Annotated in this window: 23 protein-coding genes and 1 riboswitch; of the genes, 10 read left to right on the top strand and 13 right to left on the bottom strand. The window is 61.5% G+C overall.

Translation table 11 applies throughout. From position 1 onward, the window contains the following. The first annotated feature begins 143 nt into the window (after nt 1–143). Nucleotides 144–761: a hemolysin III family protein gene (locus J1G35_RS16670; RefSeq protein ID WP_032884097.1), complete on the top strand. Its 618-nt coding sequence runs from the start codon at nt 144–146 to the stop codon at nt 759–761. Between the two features lie 20 nt (nt 762–781). Here the strand turns inward: J1G35_RS16670 and J1G35_RS16665 are convergent, their stop codons facing one another. After that, the gene (locus J1G35_RS16665) at nt 782–1,684 is read right to left on the bottom strand and encodes a LysR substrate-binding domain-containing protein (protein ID WP_223015478.1); all 903 of its coding nucleotides are present in this window, start codon (nt 1,682–1,684) and stop codon (nt 782–784) included. A 107-nt stretch (nt 1,685–1,791) separates the two neighbouring features. Between J1G35_RS16665 and J1G35_RS16660 the strand changes: the two genes are divergently transcribed. Genes J1G35_RS16660 through J1G35_RS16650 form a run of 3 tightly spaced genes read left to right on the top strand, consistent with a single transcriptional unit; the run spans nt 1,792 to nt 4,328 of the window. Beyond that, entirely contained in the window at nt 1,792–3,039 is a 1,248-nt protein-coding gene (locus J1G35_RS16660) for a D-amino acid dehydrogenase (protein WP_053128040.1), read from the top strand. 10 nt (nt 3,040–3,049) lie between these two features. After that, nucleotides 3,050–3,400, top strand: a complete 351-nt coding sequence (locus J1G35_RS16655) for a RidA family protein (protein ID WP_223015477.1) — start codon at nt 3,050–3,052, stop codon at nt 3,398–3,400. A gap of 25 nt (nt 3,401–3,425) precedes the next feature. After that, on the top strand, nt 3,426–4,328 hold the full coding sequence (locus J1G35_RS16650; RefSeq protein ID WP_223015476.1) for a transporter substrate-binding domain-containing protein: 903 nt from the start codon (nt 3,426–3,428) through the stop codon (nt 4,326–4,328). 15 nt (nt 4,329–4,343) lie between these two features. Here J1G35_RS16650 and J1G35_RS16645 read toward each other — a convergent pair whose 3' ends face one another. After that, complete coding sequence (locus J1G35_RS16645; RefSeq protein ID WP_223015475.1) at nt 4,344–5,063, bottom strand: 16S rRNA (uracil(1498)-N(3))-methyltransferase; 720 nt, start codon at nt 5,061–5,063, stop codon at nt 4,344–4,346. 37 nt (nt 5,064–5,100) lie between these two features. Further along, nucleotides 5,101–6,507, bottom strand: coding sequence for an adenosylmethionine--8-amino-7-oxononanoate transaminase (locus tag J1G35_RS16640; RefSeq protein ID WP_223015474.1), 1,407 nt, complete (start codon nt 6,505–6,507; stop codon nt 5,101–5,103). A 272-nt stretch (nt 6,508–6,779) separates the two neighbouring features. On the opposite strand from J1G35_RS16640, the gene J1G35_RS16635 reads away from it, so the two are divergent. Both J1G35_RS16635 and J1G35_RS16630 read left to right on the top strand, forming a co-directional pair. Further along, nucleotides 6,780–7,331 (top strand): cytochrome b, encoded by a 552-nt coding sequence (locus J1G35_RS16635; protein WP_053128048.1) that lies wholly within the window; start codon nt 6,780–6,782, stop codon nt 7,329–7,331. A gap of 32 nt (nt 7,332–7,363) precedes the next feature. Continuing rightward, entirely contained in the window at nt 7,364–7,942 is a 579-nt protein-coding gene (locus tag J1G35_RS16630) for a YceI family protein (protein ID WP_053128049.1), read from the top strand. Nucleotides 7,943–8,102: 160 nt separating this feature from the next. Here the strand turns inward: J1G35_RS16630 and J1G35_RS16625 are convergent, their stop codons facing one another. The 5 genes from J1G35_RS16625 to ahcY all read right to left on the bottom strand — a co-directional run bounded on the left by J1G35_RS16625 (nt 8,103) and on the right by ahcY (nt 14,668). Beyond that, nucleotides 8,103–9,998 carry a DEAD/DEAH box helicase gene (locus J1G35_RS16625; protein WP_053128050.1) on the bottom strand — a complete coding sequence of 632 codons (1,896 nt, stop codon included), beginning with the start codon at nt 9,996–9,998 and terminating at the stop codon, nt 8,103–8,105. A gap of 221 nt (nt 9,999–10,219) precedes the next feature. After that, entirely contained in the window at nt 10,220–11,011 is a 792-nt protein-coding gene (locus J1G35_RS16620; protein ID WP_223015473.1) for a transporter substrate-binding domain-containing protein, read from the bottom strand. Between the two features lie 63 nt (nt 11,012–11,074). Then, a complete protein-coding gene (locus tag J1G35_RS16615) occupies nt 11,075–12,157 on the bottom strand; it encodes a hypothetical protein (RefSeq protein WP_053128053.1) in 1,083 nt (360 codons plus the stop codon). Nucleotides 12,158–12,240: 83 nt separating this feature from the next. Next, on the bottom strand, nt 12,241–13,086 hold the full coding sequence (gene metF / locus J1G35_RS16610) for a methylenetetrahydrofolate reductase [NAD(P)H] (RefSeq protein ID WP_223015472.1): 846 nt from the start codon (nt 13,084–13,086) through the stop codon (nt 12,241–12,243). Nucleotides 13,087–13,258: 172 nt separating this feature from the next. Then, nucleotides 13,259–14,668, bottom strand: a complete 1,410-nt coding sequence (gene ahcY / locus J1G35_RS16605; RefSeq protein ID WP_053128057.1) for an adenosylhomocysteinase — start codon at nt 14,666–14,668, stop codon at nt 13,259–13,261. A gap of 21 nt (nt 14,669–14,689) precedes the next feature. Next, nucleotides 14,690–14,796, bottom strand: a riboswitch (S-adenosyl-L-homocysteine riboswitch). Nucleotides 14,797–14,995: 199 nt separating this feature from the next. Between ahcY and J1G35_RS16600 the strand changes: the two genes are divergently transcribed. Then, nucleotides 14,996–15,400, top strand: coding sequence for a hotdog domain-containing protein (locus J1G35_RS16600; protein WP_027606051.1), 405 nt, complete (start codon nt 14,996–14,998; stop codon nt 15,398–15,400). Nucleotides 15,401–15,476: 76 nt separating this feature from the next. Next, a complete protein-coding gene (locus J1G35_RS16595; RefSeq protein WP_053128059.1) occupies nt 15,477–16,364 on the top strand; it encodes a formate/nitrite transporter family protein in 888 nt (295 codons plus the stop codon). Here J1G35_RS16595 and J1G35_RS16590 read toward each other — a convergent pair. Continuing rightward, nucleotides 16,358–17,617: a sodium:proton antiporter gene (locus J1G35_RS16590; RefSeq protein WP_223015471.1), complete on the bottom strand. Its 1,260-nt coding sequence runs from the start codon at nt 17,615–17,617 to the stop codon at nt 16,358–16,360. The genes J1G35_RS16595 and J1G35_RS16590 overlap by 7 nt on opposite strands. A gap of 194 nt (nt 17,618–17,811) precedes the next feature. Between J1G35_RS16590 and J1G35_RS16585 the strand changes: the two genes are divergently transcribed. Next, nucleotides 17,812–18,198: an MAPEG family protein gene (locus tag J1G35_RS16585; RefSeq protein ID WP_053128063.1), complete on the top strand. Its 387-nt coding sequence runs from the start codon at nt 17,812–17,814 to the stop codon at nt 18,196–18,198. Between the two features lie 127 nt (nt 18,199–18,325). On the opposite strand, the gene J1G35_RS16580 is transcribed toward J1G35_RS16585, so the two are convergent. After that, the gene (locus J1G35_RS16580; RefSeq protein ID WP_223015470.1) at nt 18,326–19,510 is read right to left on the bottom strand and encodes a murein transglycosylase A; all 1,185 of its coding nucleotides are present in this window, start codon (nt 19,508–19,510) and stop codon (nt 18,326–18,328) included. Nucleotides 19,511–19,638: 128 nt separating this feature from the next. On the opposite strand from J1G35_RS16580, the gene J1G35_RS16575 reads away from it, so the two are divergent. Further along, on the top strand, nt 19,639–20,088 hold the full coding sequence (locus tag J1G35_RS16575) for a cytochrome c (RefSeq protein ID WP_053128067.1): 450 nt from the start codon (nt 19,639–19,641) through the stop codon (nt 20,086–20,088). 6 nt (nt 20,089–20,094) lie between these two features. Here the strand turns inward: J1G35_RS16575 and J1G35_RS16570 are convergent, their stop codons facing one another. From J1G35_RS16570 to J1G35_RS16560, 3 genes are all read right to left on the bottom strand, one after another. Next, nucleotides 20,095–20,490, bottom strand: a complete 396-nt coding sequence (locus J1G35_RS16570) for a DUF1090 domain-containing protein (protein WP_053128069.1) — start codon at nt 20,488–20,490, stop codon at nt 20,095–20,097. Nucleotides 20,491–20,556: 66 nt separating this feature from the next. Next, nucleotides 20,557–22,221 (bottom strand): NAD-dependent DNA ligase LigB, encoded by a 1,665-nt coding sequence (gene ligB, locus J1G35_RS16565; RefSeq protein WP_223015469.1) that lies wholly within the window; start codon nt 22,219–22,221, stop codon nt 20,557–20,559. A gap of 95 nt (nt 22,222–22,316) precedes the next feature. Next, nucleotides 22,317–22,667 (bottom strand): hypothetical protein, encoded by a 351-nt coding sequence (locus J1G35_RS16560; RefSeq protein WP_053128073.1) that lies wholly within the window; start codon nt 22,665–22,667, stop codon nt 22,317–22,319. Nucleotides 22,668–22,748: the final 81 nt, after the last annotated feature.

Below are 22,748 nucleotides of genomic sequence, written 5' to 3'. Positions count from 1 at the left end.
GCCGTGGGCTCTTGTTCGAATGCGTCCGATTGTGCCCGCAAAACCGTGCGGCGTCCTCGGAACGTCACAAGACACTTGCACTCTTATGCGCAAGGCTGGACGCTTGCCAGCCAGTTCCAGCGGCTACAGGAGGTCAGTGACAGATGTATCACGGGGAACGATTCAACGCCTGGAGCCATTTGCTCGGTGCAGTCGCGGCGTGTATTGGCGCCGTGTGGATGTTGGTGGTGGCGAGCCTGGATGGCAGCCCCTGGAAGATCGTCAGCGTGGCGATTTATGGCTTTACGCTGATGGTGCTGTACAGCGCGTCGACCGTGTACCACAGCGTCCAAGGACGGCGAAAAGAGATCATGCAGAAGGTCGATCACTTTTCGATCTACCTGTTGATCGCCGGCAGCTACACGCCGTTTTGCCTGGTGACGCTGAGAGGCCCGTGGGGGTGGACGTTGTTCGGCATCGTGTGGGGGCTGGCGGTGATCGGCATCCTGCAAGAGATCAAGCCGCGCTCCGAGGCGCGCATCCTGTCCATCGTGATCTACGCGGTGATGGGCTGGATCGTGCTGGTGGCGGTCAAGCCGCTGATTGCCGCGCTGGGGACGGCTGGATTTACCTGGCTGGCGGCGGGCGGGGTGCTGTACACCGTCGGCATCATCTTCTTTGCCCTGGAGGATCGCCTGCGGCATTCCCATGGGATCTGGCATTTATTTGTGATCGGCGGGAGCCTGCTGCACTTTGTGGCGATCATGCATTACGTGCTTTGAATGTGGGAGGGACGTTGTCCTTAGAGGCGCGCCAATAACTCGCCTGCGCGCTTGCCCAGGATCTCCAGCAGATTGGCCAGCATATGCGGCGGCGGTTCATCGGCGCGGGTCAGGGCGTACAGTGTGATCGGCAGCGGCGGTGTGAGGGTACGGATGCAGGTGGTGGCCGTTGAGGCGCCCAACGCCGTGAACGGATCGATCACCGTCAGGCCGGCGCCGGATTCCACCATGGCTCGCGCCAGGGAATAGGTCTGGACCGAGATCGTCACGCGGGGCGGTGGGTCGACATGTTCCAGGTAGCTGTCGAGTTTCGCCGCCAGCGGGTCGGCGCTGGACAGGCCAATCAACGGCGCACCCGCCAGGTCTGCCAGTGGCAGGGCCTGATGCAGTTCCGCGTCTGGCCAGTAGTTTTTCGACGCCAATGCGACCAGCACACCGTTGGCCAGCACCTGTGTGGTCAACCCTGGATGGCCGGAGAAGTTGAGGGTCAGTGCCAGGTCGATCTCGCGCATCAACAGCTTGTGCACCAGCTCGCGGCTATGGTCGCTGGACAGCTCGCAGGCGATGTCCGGGTAGTCGCGCGTCCATTCCAGAATCGCCGGTGGCAGCAGCGACAGCGCCAATGCCGGGATCGCACCAATCCGCACGCTTTGCCCTGGGGCGCGGCGCAAGCTCTTGGCCAGGCGCCGCACGCCTTGCAGGCTCTCGGTGACTTTCTCGACCTCGCTTTCCAGCGCCAGGGCTTCCGGGGTGGGCTGCAATTTGCCGCGCACCCGCAGGAACAGCGGAAAGCCCAGTTGCAGTTCGGCATGCTGCAACACCTTGGTCACCGCCGGTTGCGACACATGCAGCAACTGCGCAGCGGCGCTGACGGAGCCGGTCTGGCGAATGGCCTGGAAGATTTCGATATGACGCAAGCGCATGGCAAGTCCATAACCTTTGTTTATAGGTGGCCCATCTTTATTCATTGTCGGTGGCCTGTCACCTGCGCCTACGCTTGAGCCTACTTATTCAAGGGCTGGAGGTTGGAATGGCCGGGCAGGTTTGCATCATTGGCGGTGGGGTTATCGGCCTGGCGAGCGCGTATGCGCTGGTGCGTGCCGGCCATGAAGTGACGGTGATCGATGCGCGCGACACCCTGGGCAGCGAAACCAGTTTCGCCAATGGCGGGCAGTTGTCTTACCGCTACGTCGCTCCGCTGGCTGATGCGGGCGTGCCGCTGCAGGCGATTGGCTGGTTGCTGCGCGGTGATTCGCCACTGAAGCTGCGCCCGCGTTTGGATCCCCAGCAATGGCGCTGGATGGCTGCCTTTATCAGCGCCTGCCGAGGCTCGGTGAACACGCGCAACGCCGCTCACTTGCTGCGCCTGGCAAGCCTGAGCCAAACCACCTTGCAGCAATGGCGGGTCTACGATTGCCTGGACGCGTTCAACTGGCGGCGTAATGGCAAGCTGGTGACCTTTCGCACTGCCGACACCTTTGAGCGTGCGCGCAGTAAGGTCACCGACATCCTGCAACAACAGGTGCTGTCGGCGCTGGATTGTGCGCGCCTGGAGCCGGCGTTGGCAGAGGCGGCGGAAGGGTTTGTCGGGGGTATCTACACGCCGAATGAGGAAGTGGCGGACTGTCATGCCTTTTGCCAACGGCTGGCCGCGCGGCTCAGGGCGTCGGGGCGCTGCAGCTTTTTGCTGGGGCGCAAGGTCAGCGGTATCCGTCACGCCGACGGTGCCGTGCAGGCCATCGAGCTGGGTGACGAGGTGATGCCGGTGGAGCAGTTGGTACTCGCGGCCGGCCATCGCAGCGCCGAGTTGGCATTGCCCGGTGTGTCACTGCCACTGTATCCACTCAAGGGTTATAGCCTCAGCGTGCCGATTGGCGCGCAACACCAGGCGCCGAATGTGAGCATCACCGACTACGACCGCAAGATTGTCTACGCGCGTATTGGCGAACAACTGCGGGTGGCGGCGATGGTGGATATCGTCGGCTTTGACGCCAGTCTTGAGCCCAAGCGCCTGGCGCTGATGAAACGTCAGGCAGTCGAGACATTTCCTATGGCCGGTGACTATGCCCATGCCGTGGAGTGGGCGGGTATGCGTCCCGCCACCCCGACTGGGGTGCCGCTGATTGGTGCCAGCGTCTATCGCAACCTGTGGTTGAACCTGGGCCATGGCGCCCTCGGTTTTACCCTCGCGTGTGGCAGCGGCCAATTGCTGGCCGAACTGATCGGCCACCAGACCCCTTCCATTGATATGCAGGGCCTCGCGCCCCGCGCCGCATAAGGATGCCTCCATGACCCTCAATCGAATCAGCAGCAACGACCGACTGTCCGGCGCCGTGACCTTCAAGGATCTGGTATTTCTCTCCGGCCAGGTACCCGGCGACGGCCAGGATGTGGCGACGCAAACCCGCGAAGTGCTGGCCAAGATCGATGCGCTGCTGGCCCAGGCCGGCAGTGACAAGGATCATCTGCTGAATGCGACCATTTACTTGAAAGACATCGGCAGCGGTTTCGCACCGATGAATGAAGTGTGGGCCGCCTGGCTATCGCCCGGTATGGCGCCGACACGCACCACCCTGCAGGCGGAACTGGCGCGGCCGAGTGTGCTGGTGGAAATCAGCGTGATTGCGGCACGTAAATAACGTTAAAGACCAACGGAGAATAACAATGAAAACAGTCCTGTTGACCGGCTGCACCCTGGGCCTTTTGCTGGGGGCACACGCCCATGCCAATCAGGCACCGCTGGAGGGTACGCTGGGCAAGATCGCCAACGCCAAGTCCATCACCCTGGGCTACCGTGATGCGTCGGTGCCGTTTTCCTACGTGGGGGATCACAGCGGCAAGCCGATGGGCTATTCGGTGGACCTGTCCGGCAAGATCGTCGAGCGTATCCAGCAGAAGATCGGCGTGGCCAACCTGAATGTGAAGTACAACCTGGTGACCTCTCAAACCCGTATCCCGCTGGTGCAGAACGGCACCGTCGACCTGGAATGTGGTTCCACCGGGGTGACCGCCGAGCGGCAGAAGCAGGTGGCATTTTCCTACGGGTTTATTTACGTGAAAGGCCAGTTGCTGACCGCTAAAGACAGTGGCATCAAGGGTTTCGCCGACCTGTCGGGCAAGAACGTGGTGACCACCGCCGGCACCACCAACGAGCGTTTTCTCAAGCGTTACAACGCTGAGCACAAAAGCAATATGTTCGTGATCAGCGCCAAGGATCACGGCGAGGCGTTCAAGATGCTGGAGACGGGGCGCGCGGCGGCGTTCTACATGGACGATGCGCTGCTCTACGGCGAACGCGCCAAGGCCAAGGACCCACACCATTGGGTAGTGGTCGGCGAGGAACAGTCGCGGGAGATCTACAGCTGCATGGTGCGCAAGGATGATCCGCAGTTTCTTGCGGTGGTCAACGAGACCCTGGGCGACCTGTACCGCTCGGGGGAGATCAACGGGATTTACCAGCGCTGGTTTGAACAGCCGATCCCGCCCAAGGGCTTGAACCTGGAATTCCCGATGACCAGTGAGTTGAAGGCGATCATTGCCAAGCCGGTGAGCGATCCGGTGGATTGATCACCCCTCCCACATTTAGAAGTCGCCCCAGAGTTGTTGGGCAACCGCCAACGCGACGACCGGTGCAGTTTCGGTGCGCAACACGCGCGGGCCGAGGCGGGCGGCGTGGAAGCCAGCGCCTTGGGCGGTGTCGACTTCGTTGTCGGTCAGCCCGCCCTCCGGGCCGATCAGAAACGCCAGGCTCGCAGGCTTGGCATGGCTGACCATCGGCTCGGCCACCGGGTGCAGCACCAGCTTCAGGTCGGCCTCGACCTGCTTCAACCAGTCCGCCAGCAGCAGCGGCGGGTGAATCACCGGCACCGTCGAACGCCCGCACTGCTCGCAGGCGCTGATCGCCACCTGGCGCCAGTGCAGCAGGCGTTTGTCGGCGCGTTCGTCTTTGAGGCGCACTTCGCAGCGGTCGCTGAAGATCGGCGTGATGGCGTTGACGCCCAGTTCGGTGGCTTTCTGAATCGCCCAATCCATGCGCTCGCCCCGGGACAGGCCCTGGCCGAGGTGGATGTGCAGCGGCGATTCGGTCTGGCCGGCGAAGCTTTCCGTCAGTTGCACGGTGACGCGTTTTTTACCGACTTCCAGCAGGCTGCCCAGGAACTCCTGGCCGGAACCATCGAACAATTGCACGGCATCGCCTTCGCCCATGCGCAGTACGCGGCTGATGTAGTGCGCCTGGGCTTCGGGCAATTCGTGGTCGCCGAGGCTCAGCGGGGTGTCGGTGAAAAAGCGGGACAGTCTCATTTCTGCTCTCTGGAAAAAGGTGTAGGTGTGCCGGCAATCAACCCGGATCGCGGAAGCCGGGGTGGAAGTCCTTCGGCACCGCCACGCTGACTTTGCTGTTGGTGGCGATGTCGATGCCTTCGCTGGCCACTTCGGCGAGGAAATCGATCTGCTCCGGCGTGATCACATACGGCGGCAGGAAATACACCACGCTGCCCAACGGCCGCAACAGCGCGCCGCGTTCCAGGGCGTGTTCGAACACCTTCAGGCCACGGCGTTCCTGCCACGGGTAAGCGGTCTTGGTGGCCTTGTCCTGGACCATCTCGATGGCCAGCACCATGCCGGTCTGGCGTACTTCCGAGACATGCGGATGGTCGACCAGATGCGCGGTTGCCGTGGCCATGCGCTGGGCCAGGGCCTTGTTGTTTTCGATGACGTTGTCTTCTTCGAAAATATCCAGGGTCGCCAGGGCCGCCGCGCACGCCAGCGGGTTGCCGGTGTAGCTGTGGGAGTGCAGGAAGGCGCGCAGGGTCGGGTAGTCGTCGTAGAACGCGTCGTAGACGTCATCGGTGGTGACCACCGCTGCCAACGGCAGGTAGCCGCCAGTCAGGGCCTTGGACAAACACAGGAAGTCCGGGCGGATGCCTGCCTGTTCACAGGCAAACATGGTCCCGGTGCGTCCGAAGCCCACGGCGATTTCATCGTGGATCAGGTGCACGCCATAGCGGTCGCAGGCTTCGCGCAGCAGCTTGAGGTACACCGGGTGGTACATGCGCATGCCGCCGGCGCCCTGGATCAGCGGCTCGACGATCACGGCGGCGACGCTGTCGTGGTGCTCGGCCAGGGTCTGTTCCATGGCCATGAACAGGTTGCGCGAGTGGTCTTCCCAGCTCATGCCCTCGGGCCGCAGGTAGCAATCCGGGCTCGGCACCTTGATGGTGTCCAGCAGCAGCGCCTTGTAGGTCTCGGTAAACAGCGGCACGTCGCCCACCGACATCGCGGCGATGGTTTCGCCGTGGTAGCTGTTGGTCAGGGTCACGAAGCGCTTTTTATTCGGCAGGCCACGGTTGAGCCAATAGTGAAAGCTCATCTTCAGCGCGACTTCGATGCACGACGAACCGTTATCGGCATAGAAGCAGCGGGTCAGGCCTTCGGGGGTCATCTTTACCAGGCGCTCGGACAGCTCGATCACCGGCTGGTGGCTGAAACCGGCGAGGATCACGTGTTCCAACTGGTCGACCTGGTCCTTGATGCGCTGGTTGATACGCGGGTTGGCGTGACCGAATACGTTAACCCACCAGGAACTAACGGCGTCGAGGTAGCGCTTGCCTTCGAAGTCTTCCAACCAAACGCCTTCACCGCGCTTGATCGGGATCAGCGGCAGTTGCTGGTGGTCTTTCATCTGGGTGCAGGGATGCCACAGCACCGCGAGGTCGCGTTGCATCCACTGGTTGTTCAAGCCCATCGGTGATCTCCTCGAAGCGGTCCTGCGGCTGCCGCAGGCGAAACAATCGCGCAAGCCTATGCAATGGCGGCCCGTGTCACAACCCATTGTGGGTAATTGGCAGTAAACGCAGGACGGACTGTCACGTTTCTTAGGAATAGTCCTTAATCCGTCGTTAACTTACTGTGCATAGGCTCCAGATCGTATTTCTCGATATTTCAAAGCAAAATTTTCCGCTTTAATTCGATAGGTAAATCGCTAGTCTTGGGCGCAGCTCTTACGGGATTAAGTACATGCAGCTACGTAACTCTCCAGCCCGGTATGGCTGGGTCAGTATGATTTTGCACTGGGGCGTGGCCCTGGTGGTATTCGGCCTGTTTGCCCTGGGCTTGTGGATGGTGGGTCTGGACTACTACAGCGCCTGGCGCAAAGAAGCACCGGACCTGCACAAGAGCATTGGCATCACGCTGTTCGCCATCATGCTGGTACGTATTGTCTGGCGCTTGATCAGCCCGCCGCCTCCGCCGCTGGCCAGTTACAGCCGCTTGACTCGCATCGGTGCCGCGTTCGGCCACGCGTTCCTTTATCTCGGGCTGTTTGCCGTGATGATCGCCGGTTACCTGATTTCCACCGCAGACGGTGTCGGTATCCCGGTGTTTGGCCTGTTTGAAATTCCTGCCGTGGTTTCCGGTCTACCGGACCAGGCAGACACCGCTGGCGTGGTGCATCTGTACCTCGCCTGGGTGTTGGTGGTCTTCGCCGGCTTGCACGGCGTGGCTGCGTTGAAACACCACTTTATCGATCGTGATGCGACCCTCACGCGAATGCTGGGGCGCAAAGCCTGATGTTCAACCTCGACTCACAAGGAATAGAAAGCATGTTGAAAAAGACCCTCGCCGCTCTGGCAATCGGTACAGCGCTGCTGTCTGCAGGTCAGGTGATGGCTGCTGACTACAAGATTGACAAGGAAGGCCAGCACGCCTTCATCGACTGGAAAATCAGCCACCTGGGCTACAGCTACATCCACGGTACCTTCAAGGACTGGGATGGTACGTTCAGCTGGGATGCCGCCAAGCCTGAGGCCAGCAAAATCGCAGTCGACGTGAAAACCGCCAGCCTGTGGTCCAACCACGCTGAACGTGACAAGCACATCGCCAGCAAGGATTTCCTGGACGTTGCCAAGTTCGCGGACGCCAAGTTCGTGTCCACCGCGGTTAAATCCACCGGCGAAAAAACTGCTGACGTGACCGGCGACCTGACCTTCCACGGCGTGACCAAGCCTGTGACCTTCAAGGCCACGTTCAACGGTGAAGGCAAAGACCCATGGGGTGGCGAACGTGCTGGCTTCAACGCCAAGACCACGCTGGACCTGAACGACTTCGGCATCAAAGGCCCAGGCCCGAGTTCCCAGACTGTCGACCTGGACATCTCGCTGGAAGGCGTGAAAGCGAAGTAACGCTTCGCAGGTAGGAGCGAGCTTGCTCGCGAAAAACGTAGAGACACCGCGTTTATTCAGGCTGCCAGCGTTATCGTTGACGACCTTCGCGAGCAAGAACTAGGCGTCCCCCTCGCTCCTACAGGCAAAAAAAACCCGTATCTCGCGATACGGGTTTTTTTTATGCTTCGCGGTTGCGGGTCAGCAGCGCTGGTTTTTCACCACGAGGACGGCCTGGCAGTTGATCCAACTGCTCCGGTGTCGGGAAGCGATCAGCCTTCGACTCCTTGTGGATGATCTTTGGCGCCGGGCCACCGCGCGGGTTCTGCACGGCAGGCTCTGACAAACGCGGCTGGTCGTCACGGGCCGGGCGGCGGTTGTTGCTGCGCGAGTCTTCGCGACGCGCCTGGCCGTCACGCGGTGCGCCGTTACGCGGGCCGCTGCGCTTGGCCGGCGGGGTGCCGGTAGTGCCGCCGCTGCTGTTGCGCGGGCCGTTCTGACGACCGCCCTGAGGCTGGCCGCCACGTGGAGCACCAGTGCCGGCAGCTGCGCCCGGCGCCGGAGCACCTGGACGACGGCCACGGCCTTGGGCCGGTTTGGCCTGGGGCACGTAGTCAACGCGGTTACCGAAGTTATCCACGTCGTCGTCGAGGAACTCGTCCGGGGCACGGTCAGCAGCGCGGGGCGGCTGGCTCGGCTGGCGCTGTTCGCGGGCCGGGGTGCCTTCGCGGGGCTTCTGCTCGCGGGCCGGGCGTTCGCCACGGCCGTTGGTTGGCGCTTTTTCCTTGCCGCCTTTGTCTTTGCCTTTGTCGCGACGACCACCGCCGCCACCGCCGCCGTTCGGGCCATCGCCCTTCGGACCGCGTGGGTTGCGCGGGTTGCGCACGTCCGGACGCTCGCGCACTTCAGGCTTCTCGGCCTCGACGGCGCTGGCATCGAAGCCCATCAGGTCGCCATCGGCGATTTTCTGCTTGGTCATGCGTTCGATGCTTTTCAGCAGTTTTTCTTCGTCCGGTGCAACCAGGGAAATGGCTTCACCCGAGCGACCGGCACGGCCAGTACGGCCGATACGGTGCACATAGTCTTCGTCGACGTTTGGCAGCTCGAAGTTGACCACGTGTGGCAACTGGTCGATGTCCAGGCCGCGTGCGGCGATATCGGTGGCAACCAGGATGCGCACTTCACCGGCCTTGAAGTCGGCCAGGGCTTTGGTGCGGGCGTTCTGGCTCTTGTTGCCGTGGATGGCGACGGCGGTGAGGCCGTGCTTGTCCAGGTACTCGGCCAGGCGGTTGGCGCCGTGCTTGGTGCGGGTGAACACCAGCACCTGTTCCCAGGCACCGGCGGTGATCAGGTGCGCCAGCAATGAACGCTTGTGGCTGGCGGCCAGGCGGAATACGCGTTGCTCGATACGCTCGACCGTGGTGTTCGGCGGCGTGACTTCGATGCGCTCCGGGTTATGCAGCAGCTTGCCGGCCAGGGCAGTGATGTCCTGGGAGAACGTTGCCGAGAACAGCAGGTTCTGACGTTTGGCCGGCAGGCGGGCGAGGACCTTTTTCACGTCATGGACAAAGCCCATGTCGAGCATGCGGTCGGCTTCGTCCAGCACGAGGATTTCCACGTGGGACAAATCGACGCTGCCTTGGCCGCACAGGTCGAGCAATCGACCAGGGCAGGCGACCAGCACGTCAACACCACGGGACATGGCCTGAACCTGTGGGTTCATGCCGACGCCGCCGAAGATGCAGGCGCTGACGAACTTCAGGTCGCGGGCGTACAGCTTGAAGCTGTCATGCACCTGGGCGGCGAGTTCGCGGGTAGGGGTCAGGACCAGTACGCGCGGTTGGCGCGGGCCGTGACGCTGGGATTTGTCCGGGTGACCGTTGGGGAACAACCGCTCCAGAATCGGGAGGGCGAAGCCGCCGGTTTTACCAGTACCTGTCTGAGCCGCGACCATCAGGTCGCGACCTTGCAACACGGCGGGGATAGCCCGCTGTTGCACCGGAGTAGGCTCGGTATAGCCCGCTGCCTCGATGGCGCGGACTAAAGCCTCGGAGAGACCGAGGGAAGCAAAGGACATGAGTAATCCTGTTTTAGTTAGGGCTTGGCCCAAAGGGATAATCTTGCCGGGCGTGAATGGCGCTTAGGGGAGCGCAATCCCGTCCGGTCCTGCTGCGTCTGGCGGGCACTCCACCGGCTCGCGCGGGCTGAAAGCTGCGCAGTAGCGGGGTTGGGTGCCTTTTTCAGGACCTCAGCGGCCGGGCGTAAGCCTGGCGGAAAGGCCGGAGTATAACAGAGCAATCACGGCGCGCCGCTTTCCTGCTGCTCAACGGTGTGTCCGGATGCTGTTTTGGCTTGGATTCCACCATATTTGGCGCTTAGAGCGGCGTAGGCCGGTTCCTGTTTGAAGCGCTTGAGTTCGGCGGCAAAGCGTTGCACCAGCAGGTCCATCCCCGCGCCACGGCGTACGGCGAGGTACTGCTGTTGACGGCTGACCACTACGGGGGCCTGGCTGACCTTGCCCTCCAGGCCCAGCGCCTTGATCACATGCAGGCCGACCCGGCGGTCGGTGATCACCAGGTCGATGCGCCCCAGCAGCAATTTGCCGAAGTTAGCCTCATGGCTGGGAGCCGGTTCGCGGTTAAACGCATCGGAGTCACTGAAGGGCGCGCCGTACAGGTAGCCTGGTGACGTGCCGACAGTCAGGCCACCAAGGCCGTCAAGGCTTTGGACCGGGTGAGGGCGCTCGTTGGCGTAGAACATCACGAACTCCACTTCCGACAACGGTTCGCTGGGGTAGAGCAGCAGGGCGTCGCGGTCGTGACTGTGGAAAATATCCAGTGCGCCATCGGCATTGCCCTGGTCAAGCATGGCCAGGCAGCGCTTCCAGGGCAGGAACTGCCACTGCACATCGACCCCCAGGCGCTGGAACACGATCACCGTGGTTTCGTAATCCAGCCCTTGCATGGCGCCGTGTTCCTCATACACATACGGCGCCCAGGGCTCGGTGACAATGCGCAATTTCTCGCCATAAGCGGCCAGGCTCAAGCAAGTGAAAAGCGCAGCGGTCAACAGCTTCAGAATGACGGGCATACCCTGAGGTTACGATGCCCGTGCGCTAAAGAGAAGCTCTGGCACGCGCGCCTTAGGGCGGCGCTACTTTGTCGGAGAGGTCATCAGGTGTTCATAGATGGCGGCACGACGCTCGCCAAGAATCAGGCGTACCACGGGGTTTGCAAACCAATGTTCGAGCTGGTGCGCGTCGACTGGGCTGTTTTGTCGCTCTTGCTGGTTTTGCAGGGCTTTGTCCCACCAAACCGGGCCACAGGCCTGGTCGAATTCATTTTCGTGCTCGTAGCAGCCGTAGAGGATTTCACGGATGAACTGCTGCTTGCGTTTGGGCAAGGCCAGGGTGATCAGCTTGTACATCAAGCGCTGCAGGCGCGGCGGGCGCGGTAGGTGGGCCGAGACCTTGCGGGTGTCGGCCAAGGCCAGGGCGCAGATGGGGTCTGTGGCGTGCTTGTTGATCCATGCCTTGACCTTGGCGCGGAACAACTGTTTACGGCTCCAGTAGTGGTGGATCAGGTCCGGGCACTGGCGCACGTTGAGCGTGCGGTACGCGGCCACCGACAGGCAGAACTCTTCCAGGGTATAGGCGCCTTGGGCCATCGGGAACAGCTCGTCCATCAACTCGATCGAGCGATCAAGGATGTGCGCGTCCTGACGGGTCAGGCCCATGACGCCCGAGTTGAGCAGCCACATGTCGTCGTCCGCGATGCCTTTGTCGGCAAGGTGCTTGGCCAGGGCTTCATACAACACGCTTTCGCGGTTATCGCCGTACTTGGCGTGGAACGCATTGCACAGCACTGTGCCGGGCGCGACGCGTTCGAACAGCGCCATGGGTGAGTCGTGGAAAAAGGTGTCGGTGTCGATCAGCAGCGCTCGCTCTGCCGTTTCCAGGACCTGGCGTAACAGCACATGTTTGGTGCGGAAATGGTAGCCGTGGGGCTCGCTCCAGCGTTGGCGCGTGGCGTTGTCCAGTGTATGGACCTGCACCGGCAAGTCACGGTAGGGGGCCGGGTTGTCGCTGAACACCTGGATATCCAACGGCATGTTCTGAGGGCCACCGAGGTGGGCCAGGGCGCTGGCGATGCTGAATACGGCTTCCTGATGGTAGGTCTCGGCGCCGAAGACCAGGTAAACCAGCTGCGGGCGGGGAGTCGGGGACGCTGTATTCATTTACTGCAGGCTTCCTTTCCGGGGATATGTAGACGAAAAAAGCCCCCGTGATAACGAGGGCTGGGTACAGCGATTAAACCGACCTAGCGTGGCAGTTTAAGGTTGTTCCAGATCGCGAGGCTCGGTTCTGCCTGGTTAAGGGTATAGAAGTGCAAGCCTGGCGCGCCACCTTGCAACAATTCTTCACACATGTTGCTGATGACCTGTTCGCCGAACGCCTGGATGCTCTTGACGTCGTCGCCATAGGCTTCCAGTTGCTTGCGCACCCAGCGTGGGATCTCGGCACCGCAGGCGTCGGAGAAACGCGCCAGCTTGCTGTAGTTGGTGATCGGCATGATGCCCGGCACGATCGGGATGTTCACACCCATGGCGCGTACACGCTCGACGAAGTAGAAATAGCTGTCGGCGTTGAAGAAGTACTGGGTGATCGCGCTGTTGGCGCCGGCATTGGCCTTGCGCACGAAATTCTGCAGATCGTCTTCGAAATTGCGTGCCTGGGGGTGCATCTCCGGGTAAGCCGCCACTTCGATATGGAAGTGGTCGCCGCTTTCTTCACGGATAAAGCTCACCAGGTCATTGGCGTAGCGCAGCTCACCACTGGCCATGCCCATGCCGGACGGCAAGTCGCCACGCAGGGCAACGATGCGCTTGATGCCGGCGGCTTTGTATTGGGTCAGCAGGCTGCGCAGGTCGGCCTTGCTGTCGCCCACGCACGACAAATGCGGAGCGGCGGGAATTTTGACTTCGCTTTCAAGCTGCAACACGGTGTTGATCGTACGATCACGGGTCGAGCCGCCTGCGCCGTAGGTGCAGGAGAAGAAGTCGGGGTTGTAGCTGGCCAACTGCTTGGCAGTCGCCATCAGTTTTTCATGCCCAGCATCGGTCTTGGTGGGGAAGAACTCGAAGCTGTAGCGACGGTCTTGGGACATGGTCATACCCTTTGAAACTCAGAAGCCGACTGTGCAACCCATCTGCACTGTAAGAGCGGGCTTGCTCGCGAAGAACGTCAACGATAACGCGTAGAAACAGGATGTACGCGGTGTCCTTGAGTTTTTCGCGAGCAAGCTCGCTCCTACAGGTGGAGCAGGTTGGGCTGATTACTTAGTAGCGGTAAGCGTGCGGCTTGAACGGACCTTCGACGGTCACGCCGATGTAGTCGGCCTGGGTCTTGGTCAGCTGAGTTACCACGCCACCGAAGCCGCGGACCATTTCCAGGGCCACTTCTTCGTCGAGTTTCTTCGGCAGTACTTCCACGGTCAGGCGCTCGGCTTTCTGGGCCGGCGACAGGTCGGCGTATTTCTGGCCGAACAGGAAGATCTGGGCCAGTACCTGGTTGGCGAACGAGCCGTCCATGATGCGGCTTGGGTGGCCGGTGGCGTTGCCCAGGTTAACCAGGCGGCCTTCGGCCAGCAGGATCAGGTAGTCGTCGTTCTGTGGATCGAAAGCGCCAGCGCCGGTACGGTGAACCTTGTGTACCTGTGGCTTCACTTCTTCCCATGCCCAGTTCTTGCGCATGAAAGCGGTGTCGATCTCGTTGTCGAAGTGACCGATGTTGCACACCACGGCGCGCTTTTTCAGGGCCTTGAGCATGTTGGCATCGCAGACGTTGACGTTACCGGTGGTGGTCACGATCAGGTCGATCTTGCCCAGCAGGGCCTTGTCGATGCTTGCTTCGGTGCCGTCATTGACGCCATCGATGAACGGCGAAACCACTTCGAAACCGTCCATGCAGGCTTGCATGGCGCAGATCGGGTCGACTTCGGAGACTTTAACGATCATGCCTTCCTGGCGCAGGGACTGGGACGAACCCTTGCCCACGTCGCCGTAGCCGATCACCAGGGCTTGCTTGCCCGACAGCAGGTGGTCGGTGCCGCGCTTGATGGCATCGTTCAGGCTATGACGGCAGCCGTACTTGTTGTCGTTCTTGCTCTTGGTCACCGAGTCGTTGACGTTGATGGCCGGGATTTTCAGCTCGCCCTTGGCCAGCATGTCCAGCAGGCGGTGCACGCCGGTGGTGGTTTCTTCGGTCACGCCGTGGACGCGGTCGAGGATCTGCGGGTACTTCTTGTGCAGCAGCTCGGTCAGGTCGCCGCCGTCATCGAGGATCATGTTGGCATCCCAAGGCGCGCCATCTTTGAGGATGGTTTGCTCCAGGCACCACTCGTACTCTTCTTCGGTCTCGCCTTTCCAGGCGAATACCGGGATACCGGCAGCGGCGATGGCGGCAGCGGCCTGGTCTTGAGTCGAGAAGATGTTGCAGGACGACCAACGCACTTCGGCACCCAGGGCAACCAGGGTTTCGATCAGCACGGCAGTCTGGATGGTCATGTGGATGCAGCCGAGGATCTTCGCGCCCTTGAGCGGTTGCTCTGCGGCATACTTGCGACGCAGGCCCATCAGGGCTGGCATTTCGGATTCGGCGATAAAGGTTTCGCGACGGCCCCAGGCGGCGAGGGACATATCGGCGACTTTGTAGTCGTTGAAATCTGCAGGCGTAATTACAGCGCTCATGAAGAGCCTCCATTCGTAGTGTGCGAATGGGCGCCGTTGTGCGTTTAGTATCAGGCCAGGGCAACCAGGCCGGACAACGCCCCATCCGAGCCTGACAGGTTGAACCTGCTGCAGCGCCCCTCGGACAGGTGGCGGGAGAAACGGTATCAACTGAAGATGACCGTTTTGAAGCGGGGGCGATTATAGCCGTGTACGCGGCACTTCCCAAGCCTTTCTGTCGGCGGCATGCAGATCGCGCATGGGGGTGATAGGCAATGGCGCATAGAGCTTGGGGGCAGGCTCTGCCATGATGTTGCCCATCATTCGGCAAGACGCTTTGGAGTGACCATGAACTTCCACACCCGCAAATGGGTAAAACCCGAAGACCTCAACCCCAACGGCACCCTGTTCGGCGGCAGCCTGCTGCGCTGGATCGACGAAGAAGCAGCCATCTACGCCATCGTCCAACTGGGCAACCAGCGCGTGGTGACCAAGTACATCTCCGAAATCAACTTTGTCAGCGCCTCGCGCCAGGGCGATATCATCGAGCTGGGCATCACCGCCACCGAGTTCGGCCGCACCTCCATCACCCTCACCTGTGAAGTGCGTAACAAGATCACCCGCAAAAGCATCCTGACTGTAGAGAAAATGGTCTTCGTCAACCTTGGCGAGGACGGCCTGCCTGCGCCCCACGGCCGTACAGAGATCAAGTACGTCAAGGATCAGTTCCAGGACGACGGCATCAGCGAGTAAACCTGCTCGGGGCCAGTGAACGCTCTTGATCAACCATAGGTCGTACCTGAACATCGCCCCCCGTTCAGGTATCACCATGGCTACGCAAGAAGATGGCAAGACCCCCAACCTGTCCCAGGAAGAGCAGCAGGACGTCGACAAGAACCAGCCGCCCCGCGCGGCAGTGCTGCATGAAATTATCCGCACACAGGGCGACCAGGAGCTGGAGCGCAGCGTCGCCGCGTTGTGGTGGTCGGCATTGGCAGCCGGGTTGACCATGGGCCTGTCGCTGATGGCCATGGGGTTGCTCAATTCGCGCCTGCCGGACGGCGAAGCCTTCAAGGTGATCGCCAGCTTCGGCTATTGCGCAGGCTTTCTCGCGGTGATCCTCGCGCGCCAGCAACTGTTTACCGAGAACACCCTGACCGCCGTGCTGCCGGTAATGAGCAAGCCGACCCTGGCCAATGCCGGGCGCCTGTTACGCCTGTGGTCGGTGGTGCTGGTGGGTAACCTCTGCGGCACCCTGCTGGTGGCGTACGTGATGCTGCACCTGCCGATCTTCGACACCAAGACCGACATGGCCTTCCTGGAAATCGGGCGCAAGATCATGGAAAACGACGCCGGCCAGATGTTCGCCAAAGGCATCGTCTCCGGCTGGATGATCGCCACCATGGTGTGGATGATCCCATCGATGGAAAGCGCCAAGATGTGGATCATCATTTTGATCACCTACCTGATGGCCCTGGGGGACTTCACCCATATCGTGGTGGGTTCGGCGGAAGTGTCGTACCTGGTGTTTGCCGGCGAGTTGCCGTGGAAGGATTTCTGGCTGGTGTTTGCCGGCCCCACACTGGCCGGCAACATCATCGGTGGCAGCTTCATCTTTGCGTTGATCAGCCATGCGCAGATTCGCAGCGAGGGTAGCTTGCCGGGCAAGAACGCTGCGGACCCGAGGCATCCGCAGCGGATCAACAAGGATCAGTGAACGTCAGGTGTGGCCTGGGGTTCGCCCTGGGTCACGCGCTTGACCAGCTTGCCGATGCTCAGGCCCTGCAACAGGATCGACGACAACACCACAATGTAGGTGATGCTCAGCAGCAGATCGCGCTCGGGGCCCAGTGGCAGGGCCAGCGCCAGTGCCACCGAAACCCCGCCGCGCAAGCCGCCCCAGGTGAGGATGCGGATGGTGCCGCGTGGCACCGTGCGCCAGCGGCGCAGCAACAGGATCGCCGGGGCCACGGTCAGCAGGCGCGACAGTAGGATCGCCACCGCCAGCAAACTGGCCGCGAAGACGTGCAGCCAGTTGAACGGCAACAGCAGCAGCTCCATGCCGATCAGCGCGAACAGTAACGCGTTGAGCATGTCATCGAGCAGCTCCCAGAAGCCGTCCAGGTAGCGCCGGGTCATGTCGTTCATCGCCAACTTGCGCCCCAGGTTGCCGATGATCAGCCCGGCCACCACCATCGCGATCGGCGCGGAGACGTGCAGCTCCGTGGCCATTGCCGAGCCGCCGATCACCAGGGCGAGGGTCAGCATCACTTCGATCTGGTGCTGTTCGATGCTCTTGATCATCAGGTACACCAGATAGCCGATCAGCCCGCCGAAGACCACGCCGCCAATTGCCTCATGGGCGAACAGCAAGGCCGTGGCGCCCACGGTAGGCGTCTCGCCCAACTGCGCGATGCCCAGCAATACGGTAAACACCACCACCGCCGTGCCGTCGTTGAACAGGCTCTCGCCCACAATCGTAGTCTTCAGCGGTTTCGACGCGTTGGCGGTTCGCAGTACGCCCAGTACTGCAATGGGGTCGGTGGGCGAGATCAGTGCGCCGAACAACAGGCAGTAAAGGAAGCTCACGTGCCAGCCAAACAGGGCGAAGATGTAATACGCCAGGCTGCCGATCACCACGGTGGCGATCAACACACCGAAGGTTGCCAGCAGGCCGATGGGCCAGCGGTAGCTGCGCAGGTCGTTCAAGTTGACGTGCAAGGCGCCGGCGAACAGCAGGAACGACAGCATCCAGTTCATCAGCAGGTCGCCGAAGTCGATCTGGCCGATCAGTTGCTGGATACGTTCCTCCAGGCCTGGGTAGCCGAGCAGGCTCAGGCCTTGCAGGATCAGGGAAAACAGCAGGGCCGTGACCATCACGCCGATGGTGGGCGGCAGGCCGATAAAACGGAAGTTCACATAGGTGAGCAGGGTGGTGAGGCAAATGAAGGCGGCGACAAGTTCAAGCATCCGGGGTCCTTGGAAGGTGGGGGGGTGGAGTGTGAATGGGGGATGGACCGCAGCAGCGGCGTGAGGTTGCAAGGCCTTGGGCGAAAGTGCGGTAGAACCTTTCGGTGCTGCGCGGCTCATAGCGGGTAGGTGCGATATGGGTTTTTTAGTGCTAGAACTCTAATCGCTGCATAAAACTACAAAAGGAGTGAGTGATGACGGCTGCTTTCTGGTGTGTGTTGATCGCGATTTTTCTGCCTTACCTGTGCACGGGGGTGGCCAAGTTCAGTGGCGGCAAGTTCGGGCCACGGCAGAACCACGACCCACGGGCTTTCCTGGAAACCCTCGATGGGGTCGCCCGGCGCGCCCATAACGCACAACTCAACAGCTTTGAAGTCACCCCAGCCTTCGCGGCGGCGGTGATTGTCGCCCATTTGGCCGGCACGGCCGAACTGGTGACCATCAATGTGCTGGCCGTGCTGTTTATCACCAGCCGCCTGCTGTACATCATCTGCTACCTGGCCGACTGGGCGATCTTGCGCTCGCTGGTGTGGGCGGTCGGCATGGCGTTGATTGCGAGCTTCTTCTTCGTCTCGATCTGAACCGGTTTCCGTAGGGCGAGCTTGCTCGCGAAGAACCAACAGACAACGCGGGCTGCCAGAAAGCGCTGCGTTATCGTTGACGTTTTTCGCGAGCAAGCTCGCTCCTACGGTGTGTTTTCGGCGAGTGTCAGGTTCCGGTGGGTGCATCCGGCACCTGCGGCAACGCCGCGCCCTTGGGCCATAGCATCCAGATTTGCCCTTGCTGCTTCATATTTCCCGCCAACTCTCCTGCTGCATCACCCGTGCCCCAGAACAGGTCCGCGCGTACTTCACCGGTGATTGCACCGCCGGTGTCCTGCGCAGCGACCGGGCGTGCCAATGGCGAGCCGTCGGGTTTGGTGGTCGACAGCCACAACAGGCTGCCCAGCGGAATCACCTTGCGATCCACCGCCACGCTGTAGCCGGCGGTCAAGGGCACGTTCAGCGAGCCGCGTGGACCCTCATTGCTGTCGGGGCGAGCGCTGAAGAATACGTAGCTGGGGTTGCTCGCCAGCAGTTCCGGGATGCGCTCGGGATGCGCCTTGGCCCAAGCGCTGATGGCGCCCATGGTCACGTCTTCTTTCTTCAGCTCGCCTTGCTCCACCAGCCAACGGCCGATAGGGCGATAGGGGTAGCCGTTCTGGTCGCCGTAACCCACGCGCAGCTGGCGCCCGTCCTTGAGTTGAATGCGGCCCGAGCCCTGGATCTGCAGAAATTGCAGGTCCATCGGGTTGGTCAGCCAGGCAATCGGCTTGGCGGTGGAGCCTTGGCCGTTGATCGCGCTGGCATCGTCATAGGGCTTGAGCACACGGCCTTCAAGGCGACCGCGCAGGCGCTTGCCCTTGAGTTCCGGGTAAATGCTTTCCAGATTGACAATGATCAGGTCGTCCGGCACGCCATACACGGGAACATGGGCGGTGGCGGTCTTGGTCAGGCTGCCGGGGTAGACCGGTTCGTAGTAACCAGTGATCAAGCCGTTGGGGGTGTTGTCGGCCGAACGCAGGCCGAACACATCCAGGCGCTCCTTGAGAAAACCACGCACCGCCACGGCATCGGCGGGCACGCTGCCCGCTGCGGCACAGGTCGCGCCCCATACAGGGTCTGCCTTGAGGCGTTGGCAGGCGCTGCGCCAGGATTCAAAACCGGCCAGCAAGTCGCTGTCGGAGACGCTCGGCAAAGCCTCCCAAGGGGCACTCACGTAGGTGGCCACAGCGTGAGGTTTTACGCTTTCATCTTTGCTGGCGTCTTTGCCAGCATCGCAGCCGGCCAGCAGTGCGATCATCGGCAGGGCCCACGCCAGGCGGGGGCTCCAGTGTTTCAAAGTGAGATTCATGCGCGCGATTCCTGAAGCGATTGCCTGCGCCGTAGCGCCGTTTGGCAACCCTTATTATTAATAGGGCTATTGGTCTTTGCGGGCGGGGCGAGGATACTGGCCGCCGTTTCCCGTGACCCTGAGCCACCATGACTTTTAAAAAAATGACGCTTGTACTGTTGGCCTGCCTGGCACTGTCCGCCTGCGGCGGCGTCGATCCGAATTCCCCCCTGGGCCAGCGCAAGGCGATCTTCAAGCAGATGCTCAAGACCGGCGAAGACCTGGGCGGCATGCTGCGCGGGCGCATTGCATTTGACGGTGCGAAATTCGCCGAAGGCGCGGTCAAGCTCGATGCGCTGTCCCATGAACCATGGAAACACTTTCCGAGTGTGCGCGAAGAGGATCACACCAGCGCCAAGGACGATGTGTGGCAAAAACAGGCGCAGTTCCAGCAACTGGCCCGTGACCTGGAAGCGGCCACCGGTGAATTGGTGATTGCCAGTCAGGTGCAGCCCTACAAGGCCAGCAACCTTACCCCTGCCGTACAGAAAGTCGAAGATGCCTGCAGTGCCTGCCATAAGCAGTTTCGCGATCACTGACCGGTTTTACTGGTCGAGTTCTTCCACGGCGTCCTGCAGTTCCTTGCGTGACTCGGCGAGCTTGTCCTTACGCTTGTTGATCTTGTCCGCGTCGCCCTTTTTCATCGCCTTGTCGAGGTCGGCCTGACGACGGCTGACGTCGTGCTTGGCATCGAGCACCTTGTTTTCGCGCTCCTTTCTCAAGGAGGCATCAGTGCAGTTGGCGGTGACTTCGCTCAGGGCTTTTTCCAGGCCGGCTTGCTGGTCGCTGTTGCCGTGGGCCTTGGCTTGTTCGATCTGGGTGCTGATGGCTTGGCGCTTGGCAGCGCAGCCGGTGAGGGCGGGGGCTTCTTCGGCGGCCAGCACTGGCGTGGCCATGAAGCTTGCGACGGTCAGCAAGGCAAGAGGGGCTAGAAATTTCATGTGGAACTCCAGGGTCGCAAATAGCAGGGTGAATTCTGCTGTGATTTGAAGGTGGTCGGGACGGGTTCAAAACCCGTCTATTCCGGCCACGCGTAATGTGTCAGCCAAGGTCTGTACATGTGGGTCGCGAAAAAAAGCGCTCAGTTGCGCTGCGCGACCCGGGCCTATGCCATCGATGGCCAGCCAGGCCTGTGTGTCTCTGGCGACCAGCGTCTGCCAGTTGCCCGCCAGGTCTGCGCGTGCCGCAGGCGGTACACCCAAGGCCTCGAGCCATTGTGCAAAGGGTCGCTGCCGAGCGCTGTGAAGGCTGTCGAGCAGCCGCGTACGGCTGCGCTCACCGAAGCCATCAATGTTAGCAAGCTCTGCCGCATCCAGGGTCAACCAATCGAGAAAGCCTGCGATTAGACCGGCTTCGATCAATACGTTCCACGTCTCGCGGCCTATGTGCGGCAATGCCAGGCCCTGGTTGCCGCTCAGCCAGGTAAGGCGTGCGAGTAACTGTTCTTCGCAGCCGGGGTCCAGTTGCCAGCAACTCAAGGCGTGAAAGTCACGAGGGTCCGGCACCGACAGGTCGATCCTCGTGGTGTTGCGCAGGATCACTTGGTCCAGCCGAGGGATCACTTGGCCCGCCAGGCTGATGGACACCTGGTCGCCCGGTCGAATATCCAGGGCTTGCCAGCGCCTCAAGGAGCCGACGCTTACCCGGCTGATCCGGCGGTCGTCCAGGCTTACCGGCTCCAATTCCAGAATGGGGGTGATGCGTCCGGTGCGGCCGATCTTGAACTGCACCTTGCGTACCACAGCCAGGGCGTTGGCCGTGCGGTACTTCCAAGCGACAGCCCAGTAAGGCGCACTGACCTGCCAGCGCTCGGCCGGTGCACGTAATGCCTGGTGCAACACCACCCCGTCGCTGGCGAACGGCAGGGGATGGTTGTACCAGTAGGTACGCCAGTGCACGGCTTCGGCGATGTTCTGCACGGGCTGGCTAAAGCGCTGGCTGTCGGTGAACCCCCAGCGAGCCAGGGTGGTCAGGCGTTCGGTAAAAGTCGCGGGGCCGTCCGGCCAGGCCCAGACAAACAAGCCGATGCCAGCGGCGTCAGAGTCGCTCAACTGTCGGCGATTCATCAGCCCCGCCACCTTGCTGCGGGCGTTGAGCCCGCCACGTGCCGATTGCACATGCTCGTCGAGGCGCCAATAGAGTTCGCCCTGCAGCACCAGATCAATGGGCTCCGGCAGTTGCTGGACAATGGCGGGGATCTTGCGCGCGGAGGTTGACCAGTCCTGGCCGAGGGCGCCATCGCCACGGCTGATCACCTGTTTCAACTGGCCCTGCCGATACACCAGGGTCACCGCCACCCCGTCGACCTTTGGTTGAATCCACACATCCTGTCGTGTGTCCAGCCAGGCGCCGACGGCCTGTTCACCCAGCAGTTTTTCCAGGCCTGTATGGGCGACCGGGTGCGCCAAGGTACCTCTGGCGCTGGCCAATGGGTGATCAGGTTCGAGGGCGGGTTGGGAGAAACATCGGCGCCAATGGTTCAGGCGCTGGCGGGCCTGATCGTAGAGTTCGTCGCTGACGGGGGATTGGCCGAGTCGGTGGTAGCTGTCATCCCACAAGCGGACCTGTTCGGCCAGGGGAGCGATCTGGGTTCGGGCCTCATCGGGGCAGTCCTCCGCCCAGGTCCAACCGGATAGCGCGGCAAGTAGACAAACAATCAGTAAGCGCATCATGAGCATCCTTGCTCGGAGTGGGCGCCCAGCCTAAAGGATCCACTCAGGCACAAAAAAGCCCCGACGCTGCGGGGCTTTTTACCGGGTGTTTCGGCTTACTTGAACAGGCCGCCCAGTGCTTTTACGGCATCAGGCTTATCGGCCTTGGCTTCCTGGGTTTGCTGCTTGGCGTCGGCTTTGGCCTGGGCTTGTGCGAGCTTGTCACAGCCTTTGTTGATCTGCTCTTGCGCGGCTTTGAAGGCCTTCACTTTCAAGGTGTCTTTGCTGGCTTCGGCAGCATCGATCTTGGTTTGCAGGTCGGCGGATTGCTTTTGGCAATCGCCGGCATTACCGCCACCCAACTGGGAGGTCAGAGCGCCACTCAATGCGCTCAGGTCAGCGGCGTGGGCCGGCAGGGCGAACAGGCTAAGCAGAAGGGCGGCAGGGGCGAGTGTGGAGATGCGCATGAAAAACCTCAATGTTCGATTGCCTGCGCACTTATGAATCCCGGGCTGGCGCAGGGCAATATCCAAATAAGGTGAAGGCCC

The sequence above is a fragment of the Pseudomonas sp. SH10-3B genome, assembly GCF_019891415.1.
In the GTDB taxonomy this organism is placed as follows: Bacteria; Pseudomonadota; Gammaproteobacteria; order Pseudomonadales; family Pseudomonadaceae; genus Aquipseudomonas.
The sequence above is the reverse complement of the archived record's forward strand: the minus strand, read 5'-3'. Positions and strand labels throughout refer to the sequence as shown.

Bases quoted from the DNA above. Each gene is read 5' to 3' on its own strand.
- J1G35_RS16580 (WP_223015470.1), bottom strand. From the start codon at position 19,510: ATGAATCTCACTTTGAAACACTGGAGCCCCCGCCTGGCGTGGGCCCTG.
- J1G35_RS16660 (WP_053128040.1), top strand. From the start codon at position 1,792: ATGGCCGGGCAGGTTTGCATCATTGGCGGTGGGGTTATCGGCCTGGCG.
- J1G35_RS16635 (WP_053128048.1), top strand. From the start codon at position 6,780: ATGCAGCTACGTAACTCTCCAGCCCGGTATGGCTGGGTCAGTATGATT.
- J1G35_RS16625 (WP_053128050.1), bottom strand. From the start codon at position 9,998: ATGTCCTTTGCTTCCCTCGGTCTCTCCGAGGCTTTAGTCCGCGCCATC.
- J1G35_RS16665 (WP_223015478.1), bottom strand. From the start codon at position 1,684: ATGCGCTTGCGTCATATCGAAATCTTCCAGGCCATTCGCCAGACCGGC.
- J1G35_RS16650 (WP_223015476.1), top strand. From the start codon at position 3,426: ATGAAAACAGTCCTGTTGACCGGCTGCACCCTGGGCCTTTTGCTGGGG.
- J1G35_RS16645 (WP_223015475.1), bottom strand. From the start codon at position 5,063: ATGAGACTGTCCCGCTTTTTCACCGACACCCCGCTGAGCCTCGGCGAC.
- J1G35_RS16640 (WP_223015474.1), bottom strand. From the start codon at position 6,507: ATGGGCTTGAACAACCAGTGGATGCAACGCGACCTCGCGGTGCTGTGG.
- J1G35_RS16585 (WP_053128063.1), top strand. From the start codon at position 17,812: ATGACGGCTGCTTTCTGGTGTGTGTTGATCGCGATTTTTCTGCCTTAC.
- J1G35_RS16620 (WP_223015473.1), bottom strand. From the start codon at position 11,011: ATGCCCGTCATTCTGAAGCTGTTGACCGCTGCGCTTTTCACTTGCTTG.
- J1G35_RS16570 (WP_053128069.1), bottom strand. From the start codon at position 20,490: ATGAAATTTCTAGCCCCTCTTGCCTTGCTGACCGTCGCAAGCTTCATG.
- J1G35_RS16670 (WP_032884097.1), top strand. From the start codon at position 144: ATGTATCACGGGGAACGATTCAACGCCTGGAGCCATTTGCTCGGTGCA.
- metF (WP_223015472.1), bottom strand. From the start codon at position 13,086: ATGTCCCAAGACCGTCGCTACAGCTTCGAGTTCTTCCCCACCAAGACC.
- J1G35_RS16560 (WP_053128073.1), bottom strand. From the start codon at position 22,667: ATGCGCATCTCCACACTCGCCCCTGCCGCCCTTCTGCTTAGCCTGTTC.
- J1G35_RS16595 (WP_053128059.1), top strand. From the start codon at position 15,477: ATGGCTACGCAAGAAGATGGCAAGACCCCCAACCTGTCCCAGGAAGAG.
- ahcY (WP_053128057.1), bottom strand. From the start codon at position 14,668: ATGAGCGCTGTAATTACGCCTGCAGATTTCAACGACTACAAAGTCGCC.
- J1G35_RS16615 (WP_053128053.1), bottom strand. From the start codon at position 12,157: ATGAATACAGCGTCCCCGACTCCCCGCCCGCAGCTGGTTTACCTGGTC.
- J1G35_RS16590 (WP_223015471.1), bottom strand. From the start codon at position 17,617: ATGCTTGAACTTGTCGCCGCCTTCATTTGCCTCACCACCCTGCTCACC.
- J1G35_RS16600 (WP_027606051.1), top strand. From the start codon at position 14,996: ATGAACTTCCACACCCGCAAATGGGTAAAACCCGAAGACCTCAACCCC.
- J1G35_RS16575 (WP_053128067.1), top strand. From the start codon at position 19,639: ATGACTTTTAAAAAAATGACGCTTGTACTGTTGGCCTGCCTGGCACTG.
- ligB (WP_223015469.1), bottom strand. From the start codon at position 22,221: ATGATGCGCTTACTGATTGTTTGTCTACTTGCCGCGCTATCCGGTTGG.
- J1G35_RS16630 (WP_053128049.1), top strand. From the start codon at position 7,364: ATGTTGAAAAAGACCCTCGCCGCTCTGGCAATCGGTACAGCGCTGCTG.
- J1G35_RS16655 (WP_223015477.1), top strand. From the start codon at position 3,050: ATGACCCTCAATCGAATCAGCAGCAACGACCGACTGTCCGGCGCCGTG.